Origin of the sequence: Nonomuraea helvata (genome assembly GCF_039535785.1) — a bacterium.
GTDB classification, from domain to species: Bacteria; Actinomycetota; Actinomycetes; order Streptosporangiales; family Streptosporangiaceae; genus Nonomuraea; species Nonomuraea helvata.
In genome coordinates this window covers 1606470-1623948 of record NZ_BAAAXV010000001.1, presented here as the reverse complement: position 1 = coordinate 1623948, position 17479 = coordinate 1606470, and the positions used below count along the sequence as shown (strand labels likewise).

14 protein-coding genes and 1 pseudogene are annotated in these 17479 nt (G+C 69.6%); 5 read left to right on the top strand and 10 right to left on the bottom strand.

Going from position 1 to position 17479, the window contains the following annotated elements; all coding sequences use genetic code 11:
- Window positions 1–18 precede the first annotated feature (18 nt).
- The 3 genes from ABD830_RS07480 to ABD830_RS07470 are packed head-to-tail and all read right to left on the bottom strand — an operon-like array spanning window position 19 to window position 2575.
- Window positions 19–999, bottom strand: coding sequence for an ABC transporter ATP-binding protein (locus tag ABD830_RS07480; protein WP_344985711.1), 981 nt, complete (start codon window positions 997–999; stop codon window positions 19–21).
- A complete protein-coding gene (locus ABD830_RS07475) occupies window positions 996–1787 on the bottom strand; it encodes an ABC transporter permease (RefSeq protein ID WP_344985710.1) in 792 nt (263 codons plus the stop codon). Before ABD830_RS07475 ends, ABD830_RS07480 begins: the two co-directional genes overlap by 4 nt.
- The gene (locus ABD830_RS07470; protein ID WP_344985709.1) at window positions 1784–2575 is read right to left on the bottom strand and encodes an ABC transporter permease; all 792 of its coding nucleotides are present in this window, start codon (window positions 2573–2575) and stop codon (window positions 1784–1786) included. The genes ABD830_RS07475 and ABD830_RS07470 overlap by 4 nt, the downstream gene beginning before the upstream one ends.
- 169 nt (window positions 2576–2744) lie before the next feature.
- Between ABD830_RS07470 and ABD830_RS07465 the strand changes: the two genes are divergently transcribed.
- Window positions 2745–3686, top strand: a complete 942-nt coding sequence (locus ABD830_RS07465; protein WP_344985708.1) for a LacI family DNA-binding transcriptional regulator — start codon at window positions 2745–2747, stop codon at window positions 3684–3686.
- A gap of 203 nt (window positions 3687–3889) precedes the next feature.
- Here ABD830_RS07465 and ABD830_RS07460 read toward each other — a convergent pair whose 3' ends face one another.
- Both ABD830_RS07460 and ABD830_RS07455 read right to left on the bottom strand, forming a co-directional pair.
- Window positions 3890–5110 (bottom strand): cytochrome P450, encoded by a 1221-nt coding sequence (locus ABD830_RS07460; protein ID WP_344985707.1) that lies wholly within the window; start codon window positions 5108–5110, stop codon window positions 3890–3892.
- A 408-nt stretch (window positions 5111–5518) separates the two neighbouring features.
- Window positions 5519–5977 carry a MarR family winged helix-turn-helix transcriptional regulator gene (locus ABD830_RS07455; protein WP_344985705.1) on the bottom strand — a complete coding sequence of 153 codons (459 nt, stop codon included), beginning with the start codon at window positions 5975–5977 and terminating at the stop codon, window positions 5519–5521.
- A gap of 110 nt (window positions 5978–6087) precedes the next feature.
- Between ABD830_RS07455 and ABD830_RS07450 the strand changes: the two genes are divergently transcribed.
- Window positions 6088–7491 (top strand): FAD-binding oxidoreductase, encoded by a 1404-nt coding sequence (locus ABD830_RS07450; RefSeq protein WP_344985704.1) that lies wholly within the window; start codon window positions 6088–6090, stop codon window positions 7489–7491.
- 149 nt (window positions 7492–7640) lie between these two features.
- Here ABD830_RS07450 and ABD830_RS07445 read toward each other — a convergent pair whose 3' ends face one another.
- Genes ABD830_RS07445 through ABD830_RS07430 form a run of 4 tightly spaced genes read right to left on the bottom strand, consistent with a single transcriptional unit; the run spans window position 7641 to window position 12952 of the window.
- A complete protein-coding gene (locus tag ABD830_RS07445) occupies window positions 7641–7883 on the bottom strand; it encodes a hypothetical protein (protein WP_344985702.1) in 243 nt (80 codons plus the stop codon).
- A 10-nt stretch (window positions 7884–7893) separates the two neighbouring features.
- Window positions 7894–10071: an alpha/beta hydrolase family protein gene (locus tag ABD830_RS07440; protein WP_344985701.1), complete on the bottom strand. Its 2178-nt coding sequence runs from the start codon at window positions 10069–10071 to the stop codon at window positions 7894–7896.
- Entirely contained in the window at window positions 10068–11648 is a 1581-nt protein-coding gene (locus tag ABD830_RS07435) for a peroxidase family protein (RefSeq protein ID WP_344985699.1), read from the bottom strand. Before ABD830_RS07435 ends, ABD830_RS07440 begins: the two co-directional genes overlap by 4 nt.
- Window positions 11649–11650: 2 nt before the next feature.
- A complete protein-coding gene (locus tag ABD830_RS07430) occupies window positions 11651–12952 on the bottom strand; it encodes a cytochrome P450 (protein ID WP_344985698.1) in 1302 nt (433 codons plus the stop codon).
- A 216-nt stretch (window positions 12953–13168) separates the two neighbouring features.
- Between ABD830_RS07430 and ABD830_RS07425 the strand changes: the two genes are divergently transcribed.
- The 3 genes and pseudogenes from ABD830_RS07425 (at window position 13169) to ABD830_RS07415 (ending at window position 16289) form a co-directional block, all read left to right on the top strand.
- Entirely contained in the window at window positions 13169–14131 is a 963-nt protein-coding gene (locus tag ABD830_RS07425; protein ID WP_344985697.1) for an acyl-CoA desaturase, read from the top strand.
- A 496-nt stretch (window positions 14132–14627) separates the two neighbouring features.
- Window positions 14628–15135 (top strand): annotated as a pseudogene (locus ABD830_RS07420) (cupin domain-containing protein).
- 101 nt (window positions 15136–15236) lie between these two features.
- Window positions 15237–16289 (top strand): alpha/beta hydrolase fold domain-containing protein, encoded by a 1053-nt coding sequence (locus ABD830_RS07415; RefSeq protein ID WP_344985695.1) that lies wholly within the window; start codon window positions 15237–15239, stop codon window positions 16287–16289.
- On the opposite strand, the gene ABD830_RS07410 is transcribed toward ABD830_RS07415, so the two are convergent.
- Window positions 16277–17440, bottom strand: a complete 1164-nt coding sequence (locus tag ABD830_RS07410) for a response regulator transcription factor (protein ID WP_344985694.1) — start codon at window positions 17438–17440, stop codon at window positions 16277–16279. The genes ABD830_RS07415 and ABD830_RS07410 overlap by 13 nt on opposite strands.
- Between the last annotated feature and the right edge of the window lie 39 nt (window positions 17441–17479).

The window sequence follows — 17479 nt, the reverse complement described above, 5'->3', positions numbered from 1 at the left end:
CCTTCTTTCAACGGGCTTTCAGCGGGGGAGTGGGACGAGGTGGTCGTCCGGCGCGAACACCGTGACGCTCGATCCAGGTGTCAGGGGCTTCGCATCGCTGCGTACGTCGGCCAGCAGCCTGACGGTCGCGCCCGACGGGTCGACCACGTCGAGCGAGACCAGCAGGTCGACGCCGCGGAAGGCCACGTCGGCCACCGTCGCGGCCAGCCCGTGGCCGTCCTCGGCGATGCGCAGATGCTCGGGCCGGATGGTCAGAGGCGTGCCATCGGCCGCGGTGAGGAAGTTCTCGTAACCGAGGAACTCGGCGACGAAGCGGTCGGCCGGACGGGGGAAGACCTGCTGAGGAGAGCCCTGCTGCACGATCCTGCCCTCGTTCATGAGGACCATCTCGTCGGACATCTCCAGCGCCTCGTCCTGGTCATGGGTGACGAGGATGACGGTCAGCTCGGTCTCCGCCTGGATGCGCCTGATCTCGGCCCGCATCTGGACGCGCAGGCGCGCGTCGAGGTTGGACAGCGGCTCGTCGAGCAGCAGGAGCTTGGGCCTGATCGCGATCGCCCTGGCCAGTGCCACCCGCTGCTGCTGCCCGCCGGAGAGCTTTTTCGGCTTGCGGTCGGCCAGGTGCGCGAGCCCGACGAGCTCGAGCGTCTCCATGACCCGCGACCGTCTTTCCGCGGACGGCACCTTGCGCAGCTTGAGCCCGTAACCGACGTTGTCGGCCACCGTCATGTGCGGGAACAGCGCGTACGACTGGAAGACCATCCCCAGATCCCGCTTCTCCGGCGGCGTGCGCGTGCTGTCGACCCCGTCGATGCGGATCGTCCCCGACGTCGGCACGGAGTAGCCCGCGACCATCCTGAGCGTGGTGGTCTTGCCGCAGCCGCTCGGGCCCAGCAACGTCGTCAGCTTCCCTGACGGCACGGCGAGGTCGATGTCGTCGACGGCGGTGAAGGAGCCGAATCTCTGGGTGACTCCGATCAACTCGGCGGCGGCGGTCATTGGTTGATCCCTCCGAAGATCTTGGCGAATCCGACCGTGCGCTCGGCGATCACCGCGATGATCACGGTGGCGGCCAGGATGAGGGTGGAAGCGGCGGCGACCATCGGGTCATAGGACTGCTGTACGTAGTCGAGCATCGTCACCGGCAGCGTCCGGAAGTCGCGTCCTTGCAGCAGGAGCGAGAGCGGCACGTTGTTGAACGACGTGACCACGCTGAGCAGCCCGGCGGAGAAGATCCCCGGACGCAGGACGGGCAACGTCACGTTGAAGAACGCACGCAACGGCGAGGCGCCCAGACCCCGGGCGGCCTCCTCGAGCGTGGGGTCGGCCAGCGCGAGCGAGGCCCCGGTCACGCGTACCGCGTAAGGCAGCATCAGCGCCGTGTGCCCGACCAGCAGGGTGCTGAAGTTGTCCAGGTCCAGGCCGATCATCAGCTGCTGGAACAGCGCGAGACCCACGACCAGCTCGGGGACGATGAGCGGCGACAGGAACAACCCCTCGACCAGGCCCTTGCCAGGGAGCTTTCCGCGGTGGACGGCGAGCGTGACGGGCACGCCGATCAGCAGCGCGAGCGCGGTGGCGAGGACGGCGAGCTCCAGGCTGGAGACCGCGGCCCCGATGAACGGCTCGTAGCCGAGCGCCTCGTCGAACCAGCGCAGCGAGATGCCGTCGGGCGGGAACCTCAGGGTGCTTCCCGCCGTGAAGGCGGTGGCGACCACGAACATGATCGGCACGATCATGATGACGTAGCCGACGACCGCGAGCGCCGCCGTGATCGGCCGCTTCATGAGGTGGCCCCCTTCCGCCCGATCAGCGAGGACAGCCCGGAGACCAGGAAGACCAGGACCGTCATGATGAGCGCCGTCGCCGAGGCGGAGGCCCAGTCGACCGTGGTGCTCGCGTAGTTGAAGAGCTGCGTGGAGAGCATCCGCTGGCTGGACCCGCCGAGCAGATAGGGCGTGGTGTAGGCGGTGACGGAGCCCGCGAAGACCAGGGTGGCGGCCACCACGATGCCCGGCATGGTCAGCGGGATGACGACGTTCCACATCGTACGGATCCTGCTCGCGCCGAGCCCGCGCGAGGCGTCGTCCAGGCCGGGATCGACCTGGGCGACGGCCGAGTAGCAGGAGATGATCGCCAGCGGCAGGAACAGCTGCGTGAGGCCGAGGACGATCGCCAGCTTGGTGTAGAGCAACTGCGGCGCCGCGTCGACGAGGCCGAGCTGGACGAGCAGCCGGCCGAGCGCCCCCTTGGAGCCGAGGATCACCAGCCAGCCGAACGTCCGCACCACGTTGCTCAGCATCAATGGGAAGATCGCCACTGCCAGGAAGACCCCGCTCCAGCGCGACGACGAGCGGGCGAGCCAGTAGGCGATGGGAAAGCCGAGGACGACGCAGATGATCGTGACAGCCAGGGCCAGCCCGACCGTGCGCCCGATCACCTCCAGGTCGTACGGGTCCTTGAGCATCTCGACCAGGCGCGCGAAGATCTCGCTGGTCGCCACGTCCGGCGGCGCGAAGAGCATCGCGGCCGAGGGGATGAGGAAGCCTGCGACGAGGAGGACGAGACCGGGCACCAGTAGAAGGGCCGATGTGCGGGAGATGTCGGCGTCCTTTCTCAGTGGCGTACGCTTGATGGAACCGGTTGCGGAACCGGTTGCATGAGCCTGACCATAGATTATGAGCGGCCTCGCGCACAAACCCCCGTGTGAAATCCGTGTGACAACGACAACTCAAGGAGGATCGGTGCCGACACTCGCGGACGTCGCCGCGCTGGCCGGGGTCTCCAAGGCGACGGCCTCCCGGGCCCTGGGCCGGCCGGACCTGGCCGCCCCGGAGACGGTGGCCCGCGTCCGCGCAGCCGCCGAGCAGCTCGGATTCGTCCCCAACCGGGCAGCCACCCAGCTGGCCCGCGGGCGGACCGGGGTGGTCGCCGTCGTGGTGCCCACGCTCGACAACACCTTCTTCACCCCCATCATCAGCGGCGCCCAGGCACGCGCGGCCGACTCGGGCATGCAGCTGACCATCGCGGTGCACTCCCTGGAGCACGCGGCCCAGCTCGCCGCGGTCGAGCAACTGGCGCACCAGGTCGACGGCTTCCTGCTCGCCGCGCCCCGAGGCTCGGACGAGATCGTCCGCGCCGCCGCGTCGTTCAAGCCGACGGTGCTCATCGACCGCGAGATCGAGGGCATGACCTCGGCGGTCGCCGACACGGCCACCGCCTTCGGCGCGCTCGTCAGCTGGTTCGTCGCGAAGGGCCACGAGCGCATCGTCTACATCGGCGGCCCGGCGGGCTCGTGGCAGGATCGCCAGCGCCAGGCGGCCATCCGCGCCGCGGCCGAGTCGAGCGGCGCGACGCTGACCATGCTCGGCCCCTACCCCTCGACGTTCGCCGCCGGGGTGGAGGCGGCGGAGGCCGTGGTGGCCGCCCGCGCCACCGCCGTGGTCCCCTACGCCACCTCGATCGGCCTTGGCCTCATGTTCGTCCTGCTCCGACGCGGAATGGGCGATGTTGTGGTCAGCTCGGAACGCATGATCGTGGAGAGCCTCGGCCTGGGTGACGTTCCCTCGATCGACGTGGACGGCGAGAAGCTGGGGGAGGTGGCCATGGACCAGCTCATGACCCTCCTCGGGGAGCGCAAGGAGGCACCACCCACCAGACGCCGCCTCACCGTCCCGATCAGCTAGGCGGCTCGCCCGCGCAGGGATCCGGTCCGCCTCGCGGCGCGCCGCCTTCACGTGCCGGTCCTCCGCCGTCGGCCGCACTGCGCCGCCTGCCACGGCGGTCACCGTCGCGTCGAGCGCGGGCGCGCTGAATACGCCACCCACCTTTCTCACTCACACGCGCCACCTCGCACCGGGCATCGGCCGCTTCAGCCGGCGGATGTCGATCAGCCGAAGCGCAGCGGTAGCGCATCCGGGCCCTGGATCCCGAGGGGGCCTTGCCAAGTGATCGGCCCCACAACGGAGGGCGGCCCCAGCCGTTCGGCGAGGATGGGGAGCGCCTCTCCTATCTCGACGCGGGCCAGAGCCGAGCCCAGGCAGTGGTGCGGGCCCGCACCGAACTGCAGTGGGGGCTTCTCCCTGACGGCCGTGATGTCGAAGCGATCGGCGTTCTTGTGGGCACGCGGGTCGCGCTGGGCGATGCTCACACACATGATGAGGAAGGTGCCGCGCGCGATGTGCAATCCCTCGTAGTCGAAGTCCTCCGCGGCGAACCGGTAGATGGAGCCCGCCGAGGGAAGCCAGCGCATCACCTCTTCGACGGCCTGGGCCGCCAGCTCCGGCCGCTGTCCCAGCAGGGTCCACTGGTCGGGGTGCTCGGAGAAGGCGACGATGGCGTTCGCGAGCTGGTACCGGGTGTTGTCCTGCGCGCCGAACACGAGCGTGACCAGGAGGTTGCGCAATTCGTCCTTGCTGACGCGGCCGTCGTCGGCTTGATAGGCGGCGACCAGCGCGGAGCTGAGGTCGTCGGTGGGCCTGGCCGACTTCTCCTCGATGAGGAAGTCGGCGTAATCGTTCAGACCGCGTACCGCGGCTTCCACTCTGGTGACGACATCGCCCCCGGCCGCGAGGCTGAAGACCAGGCCGATGTCCCTGGTCCAGGTGCCGAAGACGTCGTAGTCCTCGGGCGGCACGCCCAGCAACCGGCACATGACCGCCAGCGGCAGCCGGGAGCCGAAATCCTCGACGAACTCGCACGCCTCGGCCGACGCCAGGTCCTCGGTCAGCTGCTCGACCTGCGCCCGGATGAACGGCCGCAGGTTCTCCACCGTGCGCGCGGTGAACGCCTTGCTCATCAGGCGGCGCAGACGGCGATGATCCTCTCCGTCGTGATTGACGATCATCGGGACGAACCACTCGTAAATCGGACCGTCGAAGATCCCGTTCGTCTCCAGGTACCGCTTGCCGTTGTGGTCCAGCCTCCGGTCGCGTAGGAGGTCGTTGGCCTGCTCATATCGCAGCACGAGCAGGCCTATGGGGCTTGTCGCGTACCAGCTTTCCGCTTGGGCCGCGAAGGCCTCGGGGGCGCCGAAGTCGAAAGCCGGATCCAGCACATCGAGGAACGGCACGTTCTGGGAAGAGGGCTCCTGGCCCACGGATGTCGACAACGTCGTCCTCCCTGCAGAGATGGGCGTACCGTCCACACTCCCCGACATCACGGCGAAGATGAAGTAACGCGCTGCTCACTCTTTTGAGTTATGGCGGTCCGTCCGGTCACCAGCCTCCGGGTCAACCCGAAACCGCAGGCTCAAGGAAATGAAGAATGGCCGTGATTCCCGGCTCGGGCGTCTCTCCTTTGACTCCCGTCCCGCACGCAGCAGGCCATCTTTGCGGATGCCGAGTTTTGCTCGAGGGTTTTATCGTGGATTTACCAGGAAACCCAAATCTCCTCAAGAAGCGAGCCGGCAGGCGAAATGGAGCTGCCGTCCCACGACGTGTCCTCGCCCCACACCTTTCGCACGCCACTCGACGTCCGCACCGCCGGAGGGTTGGCGTACGGCCGACCCCATGACACATCAGTGGCGCTTGCCACCGTGATGATCGACGACGCGGGTGAGCAGGTCGATCAGGTGCCGCCGGTCGGCCGGGGGCAGCGGGGCGAGGAACTCGTCCTGGGCGGCGGCGAGCAGCCGGTCGAGGTGGGTGAGTTGGCTTCGGCCTGCCGCGGTGATGGTGATGATGTTGCGTCGGCGGTCTTCCAGGTCGGGTGCGCGCTTGAGGAGTTGCCGTTCGGCGAGGTCGTTGACGGTCGCCACCATGTCGCTGCGGTCGATGCCGGTGCGGCGGCCGAGGGCGGCCTGGCTGGCCGGGCCGTACTCCTCCAGCGCGGCGAGCAGGGAGTAGTGGTAGCGCCGAACGCCGGCCTGGGCGAGCGCTTGATCAACGATCCGGTTGGCGGCCAGTGCCGCCCCGTTGATCAATCTGCTCGGCAGCGTGCGCAGCCGCTGCGGCGGCGTTCCTTCTGCGGCGTTCACCGGGACAATCTAGCAAATTGTTGGCCCTACCCACGATTGAGGGTATGGTTGGCTCAACCAACGTTGGTTCTTCCAATATTTTCCTGGCGCAATTAAGGTGGATGACTGACATGCTGGATAAGGAGTCTGCGGCCGACGCGCCGATCCGGGGGCGCACGCTCTACCCCGGTGACGAGGGCTTTGAGGAGGCCTGCTCCGGCTGGTTGCTGACGGTCGAGCACCGGCCCGCGGCGATCGTGGTCGCCGCCGACGCCGACGACGCGGCCGCCGCCATCCGGTTCGCGGCGGAGACGGGATACCCGGTCGCGGTGCAGTCGACCGGGCACGGCAAGTCGGTGCCTGCCGATGGAGCCGTGTTCATCGCCACCGGAGAGCTGCGCGAACTGTCGGTGGACCCGCGTGCCGGCACCGCGAGGATCGGAGCCGGGCTGAGGTGGGGCGAGGTGCTCGCCGCAGCGGCCGAGCACGGCCTCGCGCCGCTGTGCGGCTCCTCCGGCCAGGTCGGGGTGATGGGCTACCTGACCGGCGGCGGTCTCCCGCTGACCGCCCGTACGTACGGCTTCGCCGCCGACCACGTCCGCTCGCTCGACGTCGTCACCGCCGACGGCCTGCTCCGCACCGTCTCGCCCGACCAGGAGCCCGACCTGTTCTGGGCGGTGCGGGGTGGCAAGAGCAACTTCGGTGTCGTGGTCGCGGCCGAGATCGAGCTGCTGCCGCTGCGCACCATTTACGGTGGCGAGCTCTACTACCCGGGCGAGGATCCCAGGCATGCCGCCCTCGTGCTCGGCTCGTACCTGTCCTGGGCCAAGGAGCAGCCCGACGAGATGTCGTCGTCGGCGACGCTGCTGCGCTTCCCCGACGCGCCGCAGCTGCCCGAGGAGCTCCGTGGCCGTTCGTTCGTGCAGGTCCGGGTGGTCTACACGGGGGAGGGGGAGCTGGGCAAGCGACTGGTGGAGCCGTTGCGTGCGCTCGGCCCGGAGAAGGACACCTGCGGCGCCATGCCGTACGCGCAGATCACCGAGATCTACCAGGACCCCAAGAACCCGGTCATGGCGCACCTGCGCAGCGCGTTGCTGCACGAACTGGACGCCGAGGCCGTGGAGGAGCTGGTCTCGTTCATCGACCCGTCGGCGCCCGGGGGCCCGTTCCCCGGCATCGAGCTACGCCACTTGGGCGGGGCACTGAACCGGCCGCCCGGCCGCTCGCACGCGGTCAGCACCCAGGGCGCGGCCTTCCACCTGTGGCTGCGGGTACCGGCTCCGGCCGAGCAGGCCGACGCGGCACGCAAGGCCGCCGACCAGGTGCTGGACCGGCTCCGGCGGTGGGACACCGGCGCCATGCTTCCGGGGTTCCTGTTCGACCACGACTCGGCTCCCGAGCGGGTCAGGCGGGCCTACACCGAGGCGGACTACCGGCGGCTGGCCACGCTGAAGGCGAAGTACGACCCGAACCACCTTTTCCGCATCAATCACAACATCCTGCCGCTCAGTAACGGCGAGCGCACCCCATCCTGAACGGCGCAGACGGGTCGAGGTAGCTGATGTGCGCCATGGCCGGAGCGTAGAAGCGGCCGCGGAGACGTCGTGGCGCACCTCTGCCGTTCTCGAAACCCTGGAACTGGGGCCCACCGCGATGGCGCACGCGCGTGTGGCGGGTCGCCCGCTCATGGGCTTACCTCGTCCGCATAGCGGCTCAGGCGCTGCGCGGACGCCTCCAGGTCGGCGGCGGCCGCCGCGCAGGCTGCTAGGTGGGCGGCCACCGATGCGTGCAGCCAATGCGGCGCCCCGCCACCGCCCTTCAGCCCTGCCTCGATCGCGCGCAGGCGCTCGGCGCAGGCGGCGAGAGCTCGCGCGTCCGAACGCAGGACTTCGGCGTGGGCGATGATCGCGGCGATCTCGGCGGACATGGCTCCTCCGTCAGCCCGGCGGCACCGGGACGGCGGCGTCCCGGAGCGTCTGGCGGGTGATGGCCGACAGGCACAGCAGCGGACGGGCGCCGTCGAGCGCGAGCTCGCGGAGCTGGTCGGCCAGCGGGTGGGTCGACTGCGGCTCGACGACCAGCCGCAGTGACGGCGCCGCGTGCAGCCGGGCCTGCCCGCGGGTCCGTACGCAGGACCGCAGCACGGCACCGGATTCGCGGGCATAGCCGACCAGGCCGGGATCGCTCAGGGGCAGTCCCGGACCGAGCCGCCCACGCAGAGTGAGGATCTGGTCGACGGTGACGTGGGCGGACCGGGTGCCGAGCCGGAGTTCCAGGGGCGTCAGGTACGTCTCGCCGCCCCACAACCGCGGGCCGAGGGCGCGAACGATCGTGGTGTCGACCGCGGAGCCGACGAGGAAGCTGCCGGAGCGGCGCAGGCCCGCCGCCCGCAGCAGGTCGGTCCAGACGGAAAGGCAGGAGCGCCGCCTCAGCGGGCCGGACCAGACGGGAGAACGGGAGCGTCGACGGAACGGGCCGGGCACGACGACGCCGACATGCAACTCCCCGTAGCCGCCCACGGTGGTGTGCCGGTTCCAGGCGACGTGCACGGCGACCAGCGCACGGCCCGCCACCTGTACGGCGGGACCGAGCCCCGTGCCCTCCAGCAGGCCGGCCACCGCTGTCGGGCGCGCGGCGAAGTACGCCGTGAGCGCGTCGCCGTCGCGGCACCTGATCGGCAGCTCGACGGTTCCGTCGGAACTGTCGACGGCGCGGGTGGGCACGGTCAGGAAGGGGAACTCCTCCGGGTCGGGCGGGTGGTCGAACAGCAGGTACGCCTGGGAGCGCACGACCCGCCCCCGGAAGGGCGTAAGCCGCTCCTCGATGTGATCGCGAGCCTCGGGCAGGTCGTCGGCGATGTTGGCGAGGTAGCGCTCGATGCTGTGGCAGTGCGGGAACAGGTGGGTGGAGTCGGCGTAGTCGACCACGTACCAGCCGGGGTGCAGGTCGAAGCAGGTGCCGGCGCCCTGCCCGTCGAGGGTGGGGATGATGTCGTGCTGGTTGGTGACGCTGGCCACCCAGGTGCGCGGGTCGGCGGGGCGTTTGAAGTCGACGGGCGAGCCGACGGCGACGGCGTGGGTGACCGTGTGCCGGGCGCAGAAGCCGGGGTCCTGCGCCAGGTTCATGATCGCCGCTCCGCCCGCGCTGTGTCCGACGAGCGCCAGTTCGGCGCCCGGAGGCGGCCCGTAGTCGGCGACGGCCTCGGCCAGGGCGCGGCTGTAGGGGCTGCTGGACAGGACGGCGCTGCTGAACGCGCCGAGCAGGTCCTGGGGTGATTCGCCGTCGGGACGTCCCGCTCGCATGCCCGGCGCATGGAGGACGTGACGGATCACACCGTCGGGTCCTTCGACGCTCTGGATGAGGGCCCGCCCGGTGGTGCCGATCGTGCTGATGTTGGCCAGGAAGCCGAGCAGCGACCCCCGCGTGCACAGCCGGGCCGACTCGGCCGCGGTCAGCTCGATCCGGCGTGCGGCGCCTTCCCCGGTGTCGAGGACGGCGATGGCCTTGTTGCTCATGCCGGTGATCGGATCGGCGGTGGCGAAGCCCCTTCCCGTCGCGATGAGCCAGGCGGTGGCGTCGTTGAGCGGGTTCTCGTCCAGGAGCGCGCGCAGCGCGAGGACCTCGCCGAAGACCGGGGCGAGCTGGCTGAGCGCGCGCACCGCACCACGGTCCTTGAGCAGGGCGCGCAGGGCCCGGACGGCCTCCAGATCGCGGTCGGCGGCGGCCGCGTCGATGAGCCGGGCGACCATGGGGTCCGCGGTCAGCTCGGGGTGGGTGACCGCCACGGCTGCCACGCGCAACCGCAGCGACGTGGCCAGCACACGTACGGCCAGACTCTCGGCCCCCAGCATGGCACCGGCCTTGGCGGCCACGGTGGCCAGCCGGCCGCCGGTGAACGCGTACCCGAGGCCCTGACCGTTCGTCGTGGCCCGTAACAGCGCACGGTAGGCGGGTCCGGCCGCCGCGGGAGCGTGCGGCAAGGCGCGCAGCAGCGCGTCGTCGGTGAGCGCGGCCGTGGCGTGCGCCGCCGCGTCCTGGATCGTGAGCGCGATGTCCACCAGTTCGCGGGCCGCGGCGCGCAGCGGCCCGGCGGCCGGATCGCTCTCGCCGGTCATGACGGGGGCTGCCGGGACATGCTGACGAGGCGGGGGCTCGGGTCCTCCGGCGTGTTGCGGCGCAGCACGTCCGACAGTGTGCGCGTGGCCGCGATGACCCGCATGCCCTCCGGGGAGAACGTGGCGGCGTTGAAGATCCGCGGCGCCAGCAGCGGGTTGGTGAGCGCCTGGGAGAAGGCGTCGATGGCGATGATCTTGGTCAGCAGTGGAGGCAGGATCGCGGCCGGGGATCCGGGTTCCTCGGCGAACAGCCCGACGTACAGGTCGACGTCGTCCACGTCGCGGTAGAGCTCGCGCAGCGCGCCGCTGACCCGCCGGTCGCCGGAGATCTGCTCGAAGGCACGCACTCTGGGGAAGCGGCAGTGCTCGCGGTAGCTGTTGTACGGGGCCAGCCCGAGCGCCCGGGAGTCGGCGATGCTGGCCACGTCGATCTCGCGCAGGACGGGGTCGGTGTTGAACAGGCCTATGCGGCCGGCCCGCTGGCGGGAGGCGTCCTCGAAGAGCCGCCCCAGGCCGGGGCCGGGGATCAGCGCACTGCCGAAGAAGGTCTGGGCCATCGGCAGGTCGTGCCCGCCCACCGACAGGTGGGACGGGATCAGGCTGTGCCAGCGGTAGACGAGGTTGAACTCCACCGAGGCCCAGTTCTGCCGGTGCCAGGGCGCGTGGACCAGCATCGCCGACAGCCGCGGGTCCAGGGTGAACCGGAAGTGGTAGGGGGTGATGTGGTTGATGTACTCCTCGACGACCAGTTTGATCAGCAGCACGATGAGGACGTTGCGGGCCGTCTGGAACAGCCGTTCGTCGTCCCAGCGCGGATGTTCCCGGGCGAGCAGCCGCGCCACCCTGTTGTGCTCGCGCAGGAACAGCACCGTGAGCATGGTGAAGCCGATCTGGCCGTTGCCCCGGTCGCTGCCGGTGGCGAACAGCGTGTCACGTTGCGCGTCGGAGAGCTGGTCGAAGCGGATGACATTCAGCGGGGCGAACTCTGGCTTGATCTTGCCGTTCTCGCACAGGTAGCGCGGGAACTCGCCGCCGTTGATGAGCCGGCTCTTGAGCAGCCCGCCGTCGAACGTGCGCAGCGCGGCCGTCGCCGCCTCGTCGAGGCCGTACACCTGGTTCAGGTCGATGTGATGGTTGGAGCTGTTCTTGCGCGGGTCGCGCGGGATGTTGGTGTCGCCGCGCAGGAAACCGTCGGTGAACCATTGGGCGAAGTACGCGAAAAGCACCGTGGAGCGCGGGCAGGGGATCATGGACTCGCCCCGGGTGAACAGGCCGCCGGCGAGCTCAGGAGTGGGACGGTTCTCTTCGGCGACGGTGATCGGAGGCAGGTGCCTGCCGCTGTAGGTGCGGTCGGTCAAGGAGGCCCACGAGGTGTAGTCGGCCATGGTGCTCAGCGGCTCGGGGCGCGGCGGCATCTCGCGAATCGCATGGTCGATCAGCGAGGCGTTGATCCGGCACCGGACCGGCCGGCTGCTCTGTACGAGGTCCCAGAACGGCCGGCCGTGGGTCAGCGCCAGGAACCTGAGCCGGTTGGCGAGACCATCCGTGGCGATGCTGCGTGCTCGGCTCGCCGTCATCGTCAGCCTTCCCGCCCGTCGGTGCCGAGCCCGAGGGTGAAGGCGTCGGGGAAGATCCCGAGCGTCCGCTCGACGCGGCCCGCCGGTGGCGGGAGCAGCCGCACGCCGGGACGCAGCAGCAGGCGGCGTACGGTCTCGGCGATCACCGCGCCGGCCAGGTGCACGCCGAGGCAGGCGTGATGACCGGAGCCGAAGAACAGCTGATGGTGGCGGGGGCGGTCGAGGCGGAACTCGTCGGGCTCCGGCACCACGGCCGCGTCGAACATGGCGGAGGCCGGCGCCGCGAGCACGAACGTGCCCGCGGGGATCATCGTGGCGCGGGGGGTGCCGCCGGCCAGGACATGGTCGCGCTCGCACAGCCGGGGAAGCAGCTTGAAGAACGGGCTGAACCGCAGTGCCTCCCAGACGTACGGATCGAACCGTTCGGGGTCTCCGGCGACGGCCGCGGCCTCCGCGAGCACCCGCGGGCGCAGCAGGAGCTGCTCGACCGCCTCGACCATGGCCCCCGGCGCGCTCTCCACGAAGCCCAGCGGCAGCCCGGCCATGTTGATCACGATGCGGTCGTCGGTCACGGTCGCCCCGGCGGGCAAAGAGGAGCGGACGAGGCGGGCGAAGACGTCGTCGGGGAGGTCCCGTCCGGCCTTCAGCGTGGCCCGGTGCTCGGCGAGGCGGTCTCGCAGGTATCCGACCAGCTCGGCGCCCGCGCTGACGGACGCGGCCTGGATCTCCGGATCCCCGAGGAAGTTGGCGAAGCCGTCGGCGACGATGGCGCGCGTCCACCGGCCCAAGGTCTGCGGATCGGGACCGGGAACGCCGAAATACCGCGCGCACACGCCGAGGGCGACAGGGCGGAACAGCCCGTGGACCGCTTCGAGGCGCCCGTCGGGCCAGGCGGCGTCGAGCAGTTCGTCGGCGAGGCAGCCGGCCAGCTCGCGTACCTCGGCCGCGTCCCGCGGGTCGAGCATGAGCTGCATCAGGCCCTTTTCCCGCCAGTTCATCGGCGTGGCGTCCCTGCCCAGCATGAACGGGGCGCCCAGCGCGGCGTCGAGGCGCGGACCGAAGGCGCGTACCGAGAAGACCTGCTCGTGGGAGAGCACCTCGGCGACGTCGGCGAAGCGGGTCACGACCGTGAAGGCGGGTGTGACGAAGACGGGGCGCCGCTCGCGCAACTCGGCGAACAGGCTCCGCCAGTCGGTACGCATCCACTCCCGGACCAGGCTGAACGCGGACATCGGGTCCCTGGCCAGCGCCTCGTCATATCTCTCGAGATGGCCGCCCGTGGTCGCCTGATCGACAGCACCCATTCCGTGGACCTTCCGCCTGATGTCGGAGCGCACAACGATGATCACGCTGCGCAATCACAATCTAGGGATGCGTCACCCCTTTTCTTCATGACGACCGGGTGCATGGTTTTGCTTCCTCCGAGTAATCAGTCCGTCACTGTTGGGACATTGCCGCAGTCCATGGGCCTGGCCGTTGAATAGGGAGCCCGATCGTTCCGCAGCACCCATGGAGCAGACGTGCCCTCACCCATGCCGCAGCCGGGCACGGCGGAGACGGTGACGGTCACCACCGGCCGCCGCACCGCCTATCTGATCGTCCTGGTCGTCCTGCCCGTGTTGCTGCTGGCCCTCGCGGTGCCGGCCGCCTGGGGCTGGGGCATCGGCCCCCGCGACCTGGTCATCGCGGTCGCGATGTACCTGGTGAGCATCTTCGGGATCGCCATCGGCTACCACCGCCTCTTCACGCATCGCGCCTTCAAGGCCAACCGAGCACTGCGGATCGCGCTCATGCTGGCCGGCGGCATGGCCGTCGAGGGCCCCCTTACGCTGTGGGCCGCCGAGCATCGCCGCCACCACAAGTACGCCGACCGCGAGGGTGATCCGCACTCGCCGTGGCGCTACGGCGACAGCGGCCCGGCACTGCTGCGCGGCATGCTGCACGCCCACGTCGGCTGGTTCTACACGGCCCATCAGCGCTCCAGCCGCCGGCATTGGGTGCCGGACCTGCTGGCCGACCCGGACGTGCGACGTTTCGACGCCGCCTACCCGGCGGTCGTTCTCATGTCGTTCGCGCTCCCGGCCGCCGCCGGCGGGCTGTGGTCGATGTCGTGGTCGGGTGCGTGGAGCGCGCTCCTGTGGGGCGGTCTGGTCCGCTACGCCGTGGTGCACCACGTGACCTGGTCGGTGAACTCGATCGCCCACACCTTCGGTGATCGCCCGTTCCGTACGAGGGACCGTTCGTCCAACGTGTGGTGGGTGGCGATGCTGACGCTCGGCGAAGGCTGGCACAACTGGCACCATGTGGAGCCGACCTGCGCGCGGCACGGCGTGCTCAAGGGCCAGTTCGACCCCAGTGCGCGGCTGATCCGCTGGTTCGAGCGGGCGGGCTGGGCTCACGGCGTACGCTGGCCGGACCCCCACCGCCTGACGACCCACCGCGCCGACCCCAGTCCCGACCACGGTGCCGACTCGCTGCGATGACACGGCGAGCCTGCCGCCGGTAAGGTGCATTTTCGGCAGGCACAATATCGCTCGCGGTCTCTTGACGAGCCCAACGAGGTCGTTGACACTCCCGAAATGTGGCCTGGAAAGAAGCGTGACAGTAACCATGCATTAACCGGCCTGGCTTCCAGACGCGCAATGTTAGCGCTACCATTTCGCGCCCACATGCCCTCCACATCGGATCCCGAGTGAGGAAGAGGACAGCGCGATGTCAGAAATGGTGCCCAGGCGCGAGGCGCTTCGACTCGCGGTGTTGGCGGCCGCCACCTCGTCCGCGCTCGCGCTGGCGACGCCCGCCGGAACGGCCCAGGCCGCGGCCCGCATGGTGGCTCCTCTGCCGCAGAACGATCCTCCCGTGCCCGGGAGTTGGATCGTGAAGCCGTTCGCGAACAGCCAGGTCACGCTGGGCACGAGCCTGTTCACCGCCAACCGGGATCGGATCCTGACCTTCCTGCGCTCCTATTCGGCCGACCGGATGCTGGCCAATTTCCGGGCCAACGCCGGTCTGGACACGCTGGGCGCGCAACCACCTGGCGGCTGGGACGACGCGACCGGTAGTCTGCGCGGTCTGCTGCTGCCGCTGGTCCGTATCTACGACGTTCCGTTGGACGACCTCGTCGGTGCCCCGCGCCTGGGCGACCCCCGGATCCACCTGAAGCCGATCCGGCGCTTTGATGATCTTCGTTCCGTTGTCCCGGCGGCCGGGCGGTACGCAGGCGTTCAAGATGATCATCCCCGCTCGGCCGAAACCGCTCGTACCGACCCCGCAGACTCACGAAGGCTTCGAATGGCTGTACGTGCTCAACGGCCGCCTGCGGCTGGTGCTCGGGGAGCGCGACCTGACATTGACGCCCGGTGAGGCAGCCGAGTTCGACACGTCCTTGCCGCACTGGCTGGGCAGCGCCGACGGCGGCGTGGTCGAGCTTCTCATCCTGTTCGGCCTGCAAGGGCTGCGTGCGCACGTGCGCGGCGAACAACCGTGATTACTTGCAGCCTGCCGAGGCGATCCCGAGGTGGGTGCGGCGATCGCTGCCGGAGCGCTGCAGGCGCGGGCCGTGGGCGACCCGCAAGATAGGGCGCTTGCGTGCCGCGCCTGCCTGCAGATTCGCCGCCACCTAGGTTCCAGTGGGGGAGCTGCGGCCGGCAGCGGGCTGGCCGCGTCAGGAGACAGGGCGTCCTGGACGAGTGCGAGGTAACGTTGCCGGCCGTCGCTGTGGGGGTCCATGGTCCACAGCAGGCTCACGAGCATGACCATGATCCTGGGCACCCCTTTCCTGCACCGGTCCGTCAGGTCTTCGAAGTCGTCCAGTGGGTGGCCGAGCACGGCGCGGAGCATGGATGGGACGGCACCCGGCTGACGGTCGGCGGGCAGAGCGCCGGCGGCGCGCTCGCCGCCGTGGCACGCCAGGCACTGGAGCAGGGCGGGCCGCCGATCGCTCTGCAAGTCCTGCACTATCCGCCGCTGGACCTGGTCACGCCGGCCAAGGACAAGCGCTCGGCCATCGCCAAGCCGATGCTGCGTCCGTGGATGGGCGAAGTCTTCGACAACGCCTACGCACCCGACCAGGGCATCCGCGCCGACCGCCTGGCCTCGCCCGCCCACCCGGCCGACACCGCGGACCTGACCGGGATCGCCCCCGCGCTGGTCATCACGCCCGAATACGACCGCCTCCACGCCGAGGGCAGCCAGTACGCGCAGCGGCTGCACAAGGCCGGCGCGCTGGCCGAGCACCACGACGTCCCACGAGCCGACCACGCATACGACATGAACGACGCCGACAAGGCCCGCCAGAGCTACGCCCTGATCGCCCGCCACCTCAGACAGGCCACAACCCTCGGCGCCTGCGACGGAGTGACCCAGCCAGGCAAGCCTGGCAACATCAGTCACACGTGCTCACCCGTGACCTGCAGTTCGCCGCCAAGAGCACCCGCGTGCTCGACCTGTACGCCTGCCTCCGGGATGACCGGCCTCTGGACATCCCGTGGCCGGAGGCGACGCGGCCGGCGGCTCCGCGGGAGATGTCGAGGGTGCCGAGATTGTCGGATGAAGGTGCTGTCGTTTCGCGGCGGCGGTTCCCTTCCCGGCTACTGCTGTCGATCGCGGCGCTCGGGGATGGCAGGCGGTCACAGCATCTGATCATCGGCGTTCAGGATGCTGAGGACATGGGCAGCGTGGCCGTAGCCGGCCGTGGAGGTGGACGTTTCAGCGACGGCCTCCGCGCGCTTGGTCGGTGGTCGGTAGAGGTAGCCGACTCCTCGAGCGGAAACGATCGATGCGCTGCCCGCAGCGGTGCAATCCAATTTGCGGCGCAGACGGGAGATCGTGAACTTGACTCGGCCGGTCGTGGTCACGGATGGGTCGTCCCACACATGCGCCAGAATGGTGTCCAGGGGTTGGACCGCACCCGCGCGGCGAACAAGCAGGTTGAGCAGGCGAAACTCGGTCGGCGTCAGGTTCAGCCGAGACCCGGCTGCATGGGCCTCTCGTCGTGCGGAGTCGAGTCGAATCAGTCCGTCGTCGTAGATCTCCTCCGTCCACTGCACCGAGAGATTGCGACGGTGCAGCACTCGTTCGATCCGGGCGAGGAGTTCGACCAGGTGGAAGGGCTTCACAAGGTAGTCGTCGGCGCCGACGGTCAGCCCCAGCATCCGGTCGTCGAGGTCGCTGCGCGCCGTCACAATGATCACGGGAACGTCGCTCACGGCCCGCAGCCGACGCAGTACCTCGATGCCATCCATTTCTGGGAGTCCCAGATCGAGCAGGATGAGGTCGGGCCGTCCTGCGTATGCCTCGCGAAGTCCGCTCGGCCCGTCATACTCGACCGTCGTGTTGTAGCCTGCCCGATTCAGGTAGCGTCGCAGCGGCTCCGAGATGGTTATGTCGTCTTCGACCAGCAAGATCCGGCCCCGCTTCACCGACTTGCGGATGGCAGGCGCGCTCTTCGACGTCCCTACTGAGGGTGTTGTCAGGCGGGTGACTTCTATCGAGTCGGCAGGCACCCCTTGGTCGATCAGGAAGGCCAGGGTCGCCTCATAGCACGTTGCGCATGCCCGGCACTCCTCTCCGCTGACGACGAGAGCGAATTCTGCGTCACGGGTGCAGGAGTGGCCGGCGACGGTCGTCGAGCATTGTTTCAGGCCGGCGGCGGAAATCGCCTTCTCGCGTTGCCTCGCCCTGCGGGCGGCTGACCTGCATGTGGCCGAGCAATACCGCCGTGGCCGCCCCACGTCGGCCACCGCGGTCAGTGGCTCGTCACACGCCAGGCACATGCCGGATGCGGACTCCATACAGCGCCTCCTCTTACCTGGCGGAACCTTCGCCGCACG

What these genes read in the sequence shown, in the direction of transcription:
- ABD830_RS07430 (WP_344985698.1), bottom strand. Translation starts at nt 12,952, where the DNA reads ATGGGTGCTGTCGATCAGGCGACCACGGGCGGCCATCTCGAGAGATAT.
- ABD830_RS07450 (WP_344985704.1), top strand. Translation starts at nt 6,088, where the DNA reads ATGCTGGATAAGGAGTCTGCGGCCGACGCGCCGATCCGGGGGCGCACG.
- ABD830_RS07410 (WP_344985694.1), bottom strand. Translation starts at nt 17,440, where the DNA reads ATGGAGTCCGCATCCGGCATGTGCCTGGCGTGTGACGAGCCACTGACC.
- ABD830_RS07445 (WP_344985702.1), bottom strand. Translation starts at nt 7,883, where the DNA reads ATGTCCGCCGAGATCGCCGCGATCATCGCCCACGCCGAAGTCCTGCGT.
- ABD830_RS07440 (WP_344985701.1), bottom strand. Translation starts at nt 10,071, where the DNA reads ATGACCGGCGAGAGCGATCCGGCCGCCGGGCCGCTGCGCGCCGCGGCC.
- ABD830_RS07480 (WP_344985711.1), bottom strand. Translation starts at nt 999, where the DNA reads ATGACCGCCGCCGCCGAGTTGATCGGAGTCACCCAGAGATTCGGCTCC.
- ABD830_RS07435 (WP_344985699.1), bottom strand. Translation starts at nt 11,648, where the DNA reads ATGACGGCGAGCCGAGCACGCAGCATCGCCACGGATGGTCTCGCCAAC.
- ABD830_RS07475 (WP_344985710.1), bottom strand. Translation starts at nt 1,787, where the DNA reads ATGAAGCGGCCGATCACGGCGGCGCTCGCGGTCGTCGGCTACGTCATC.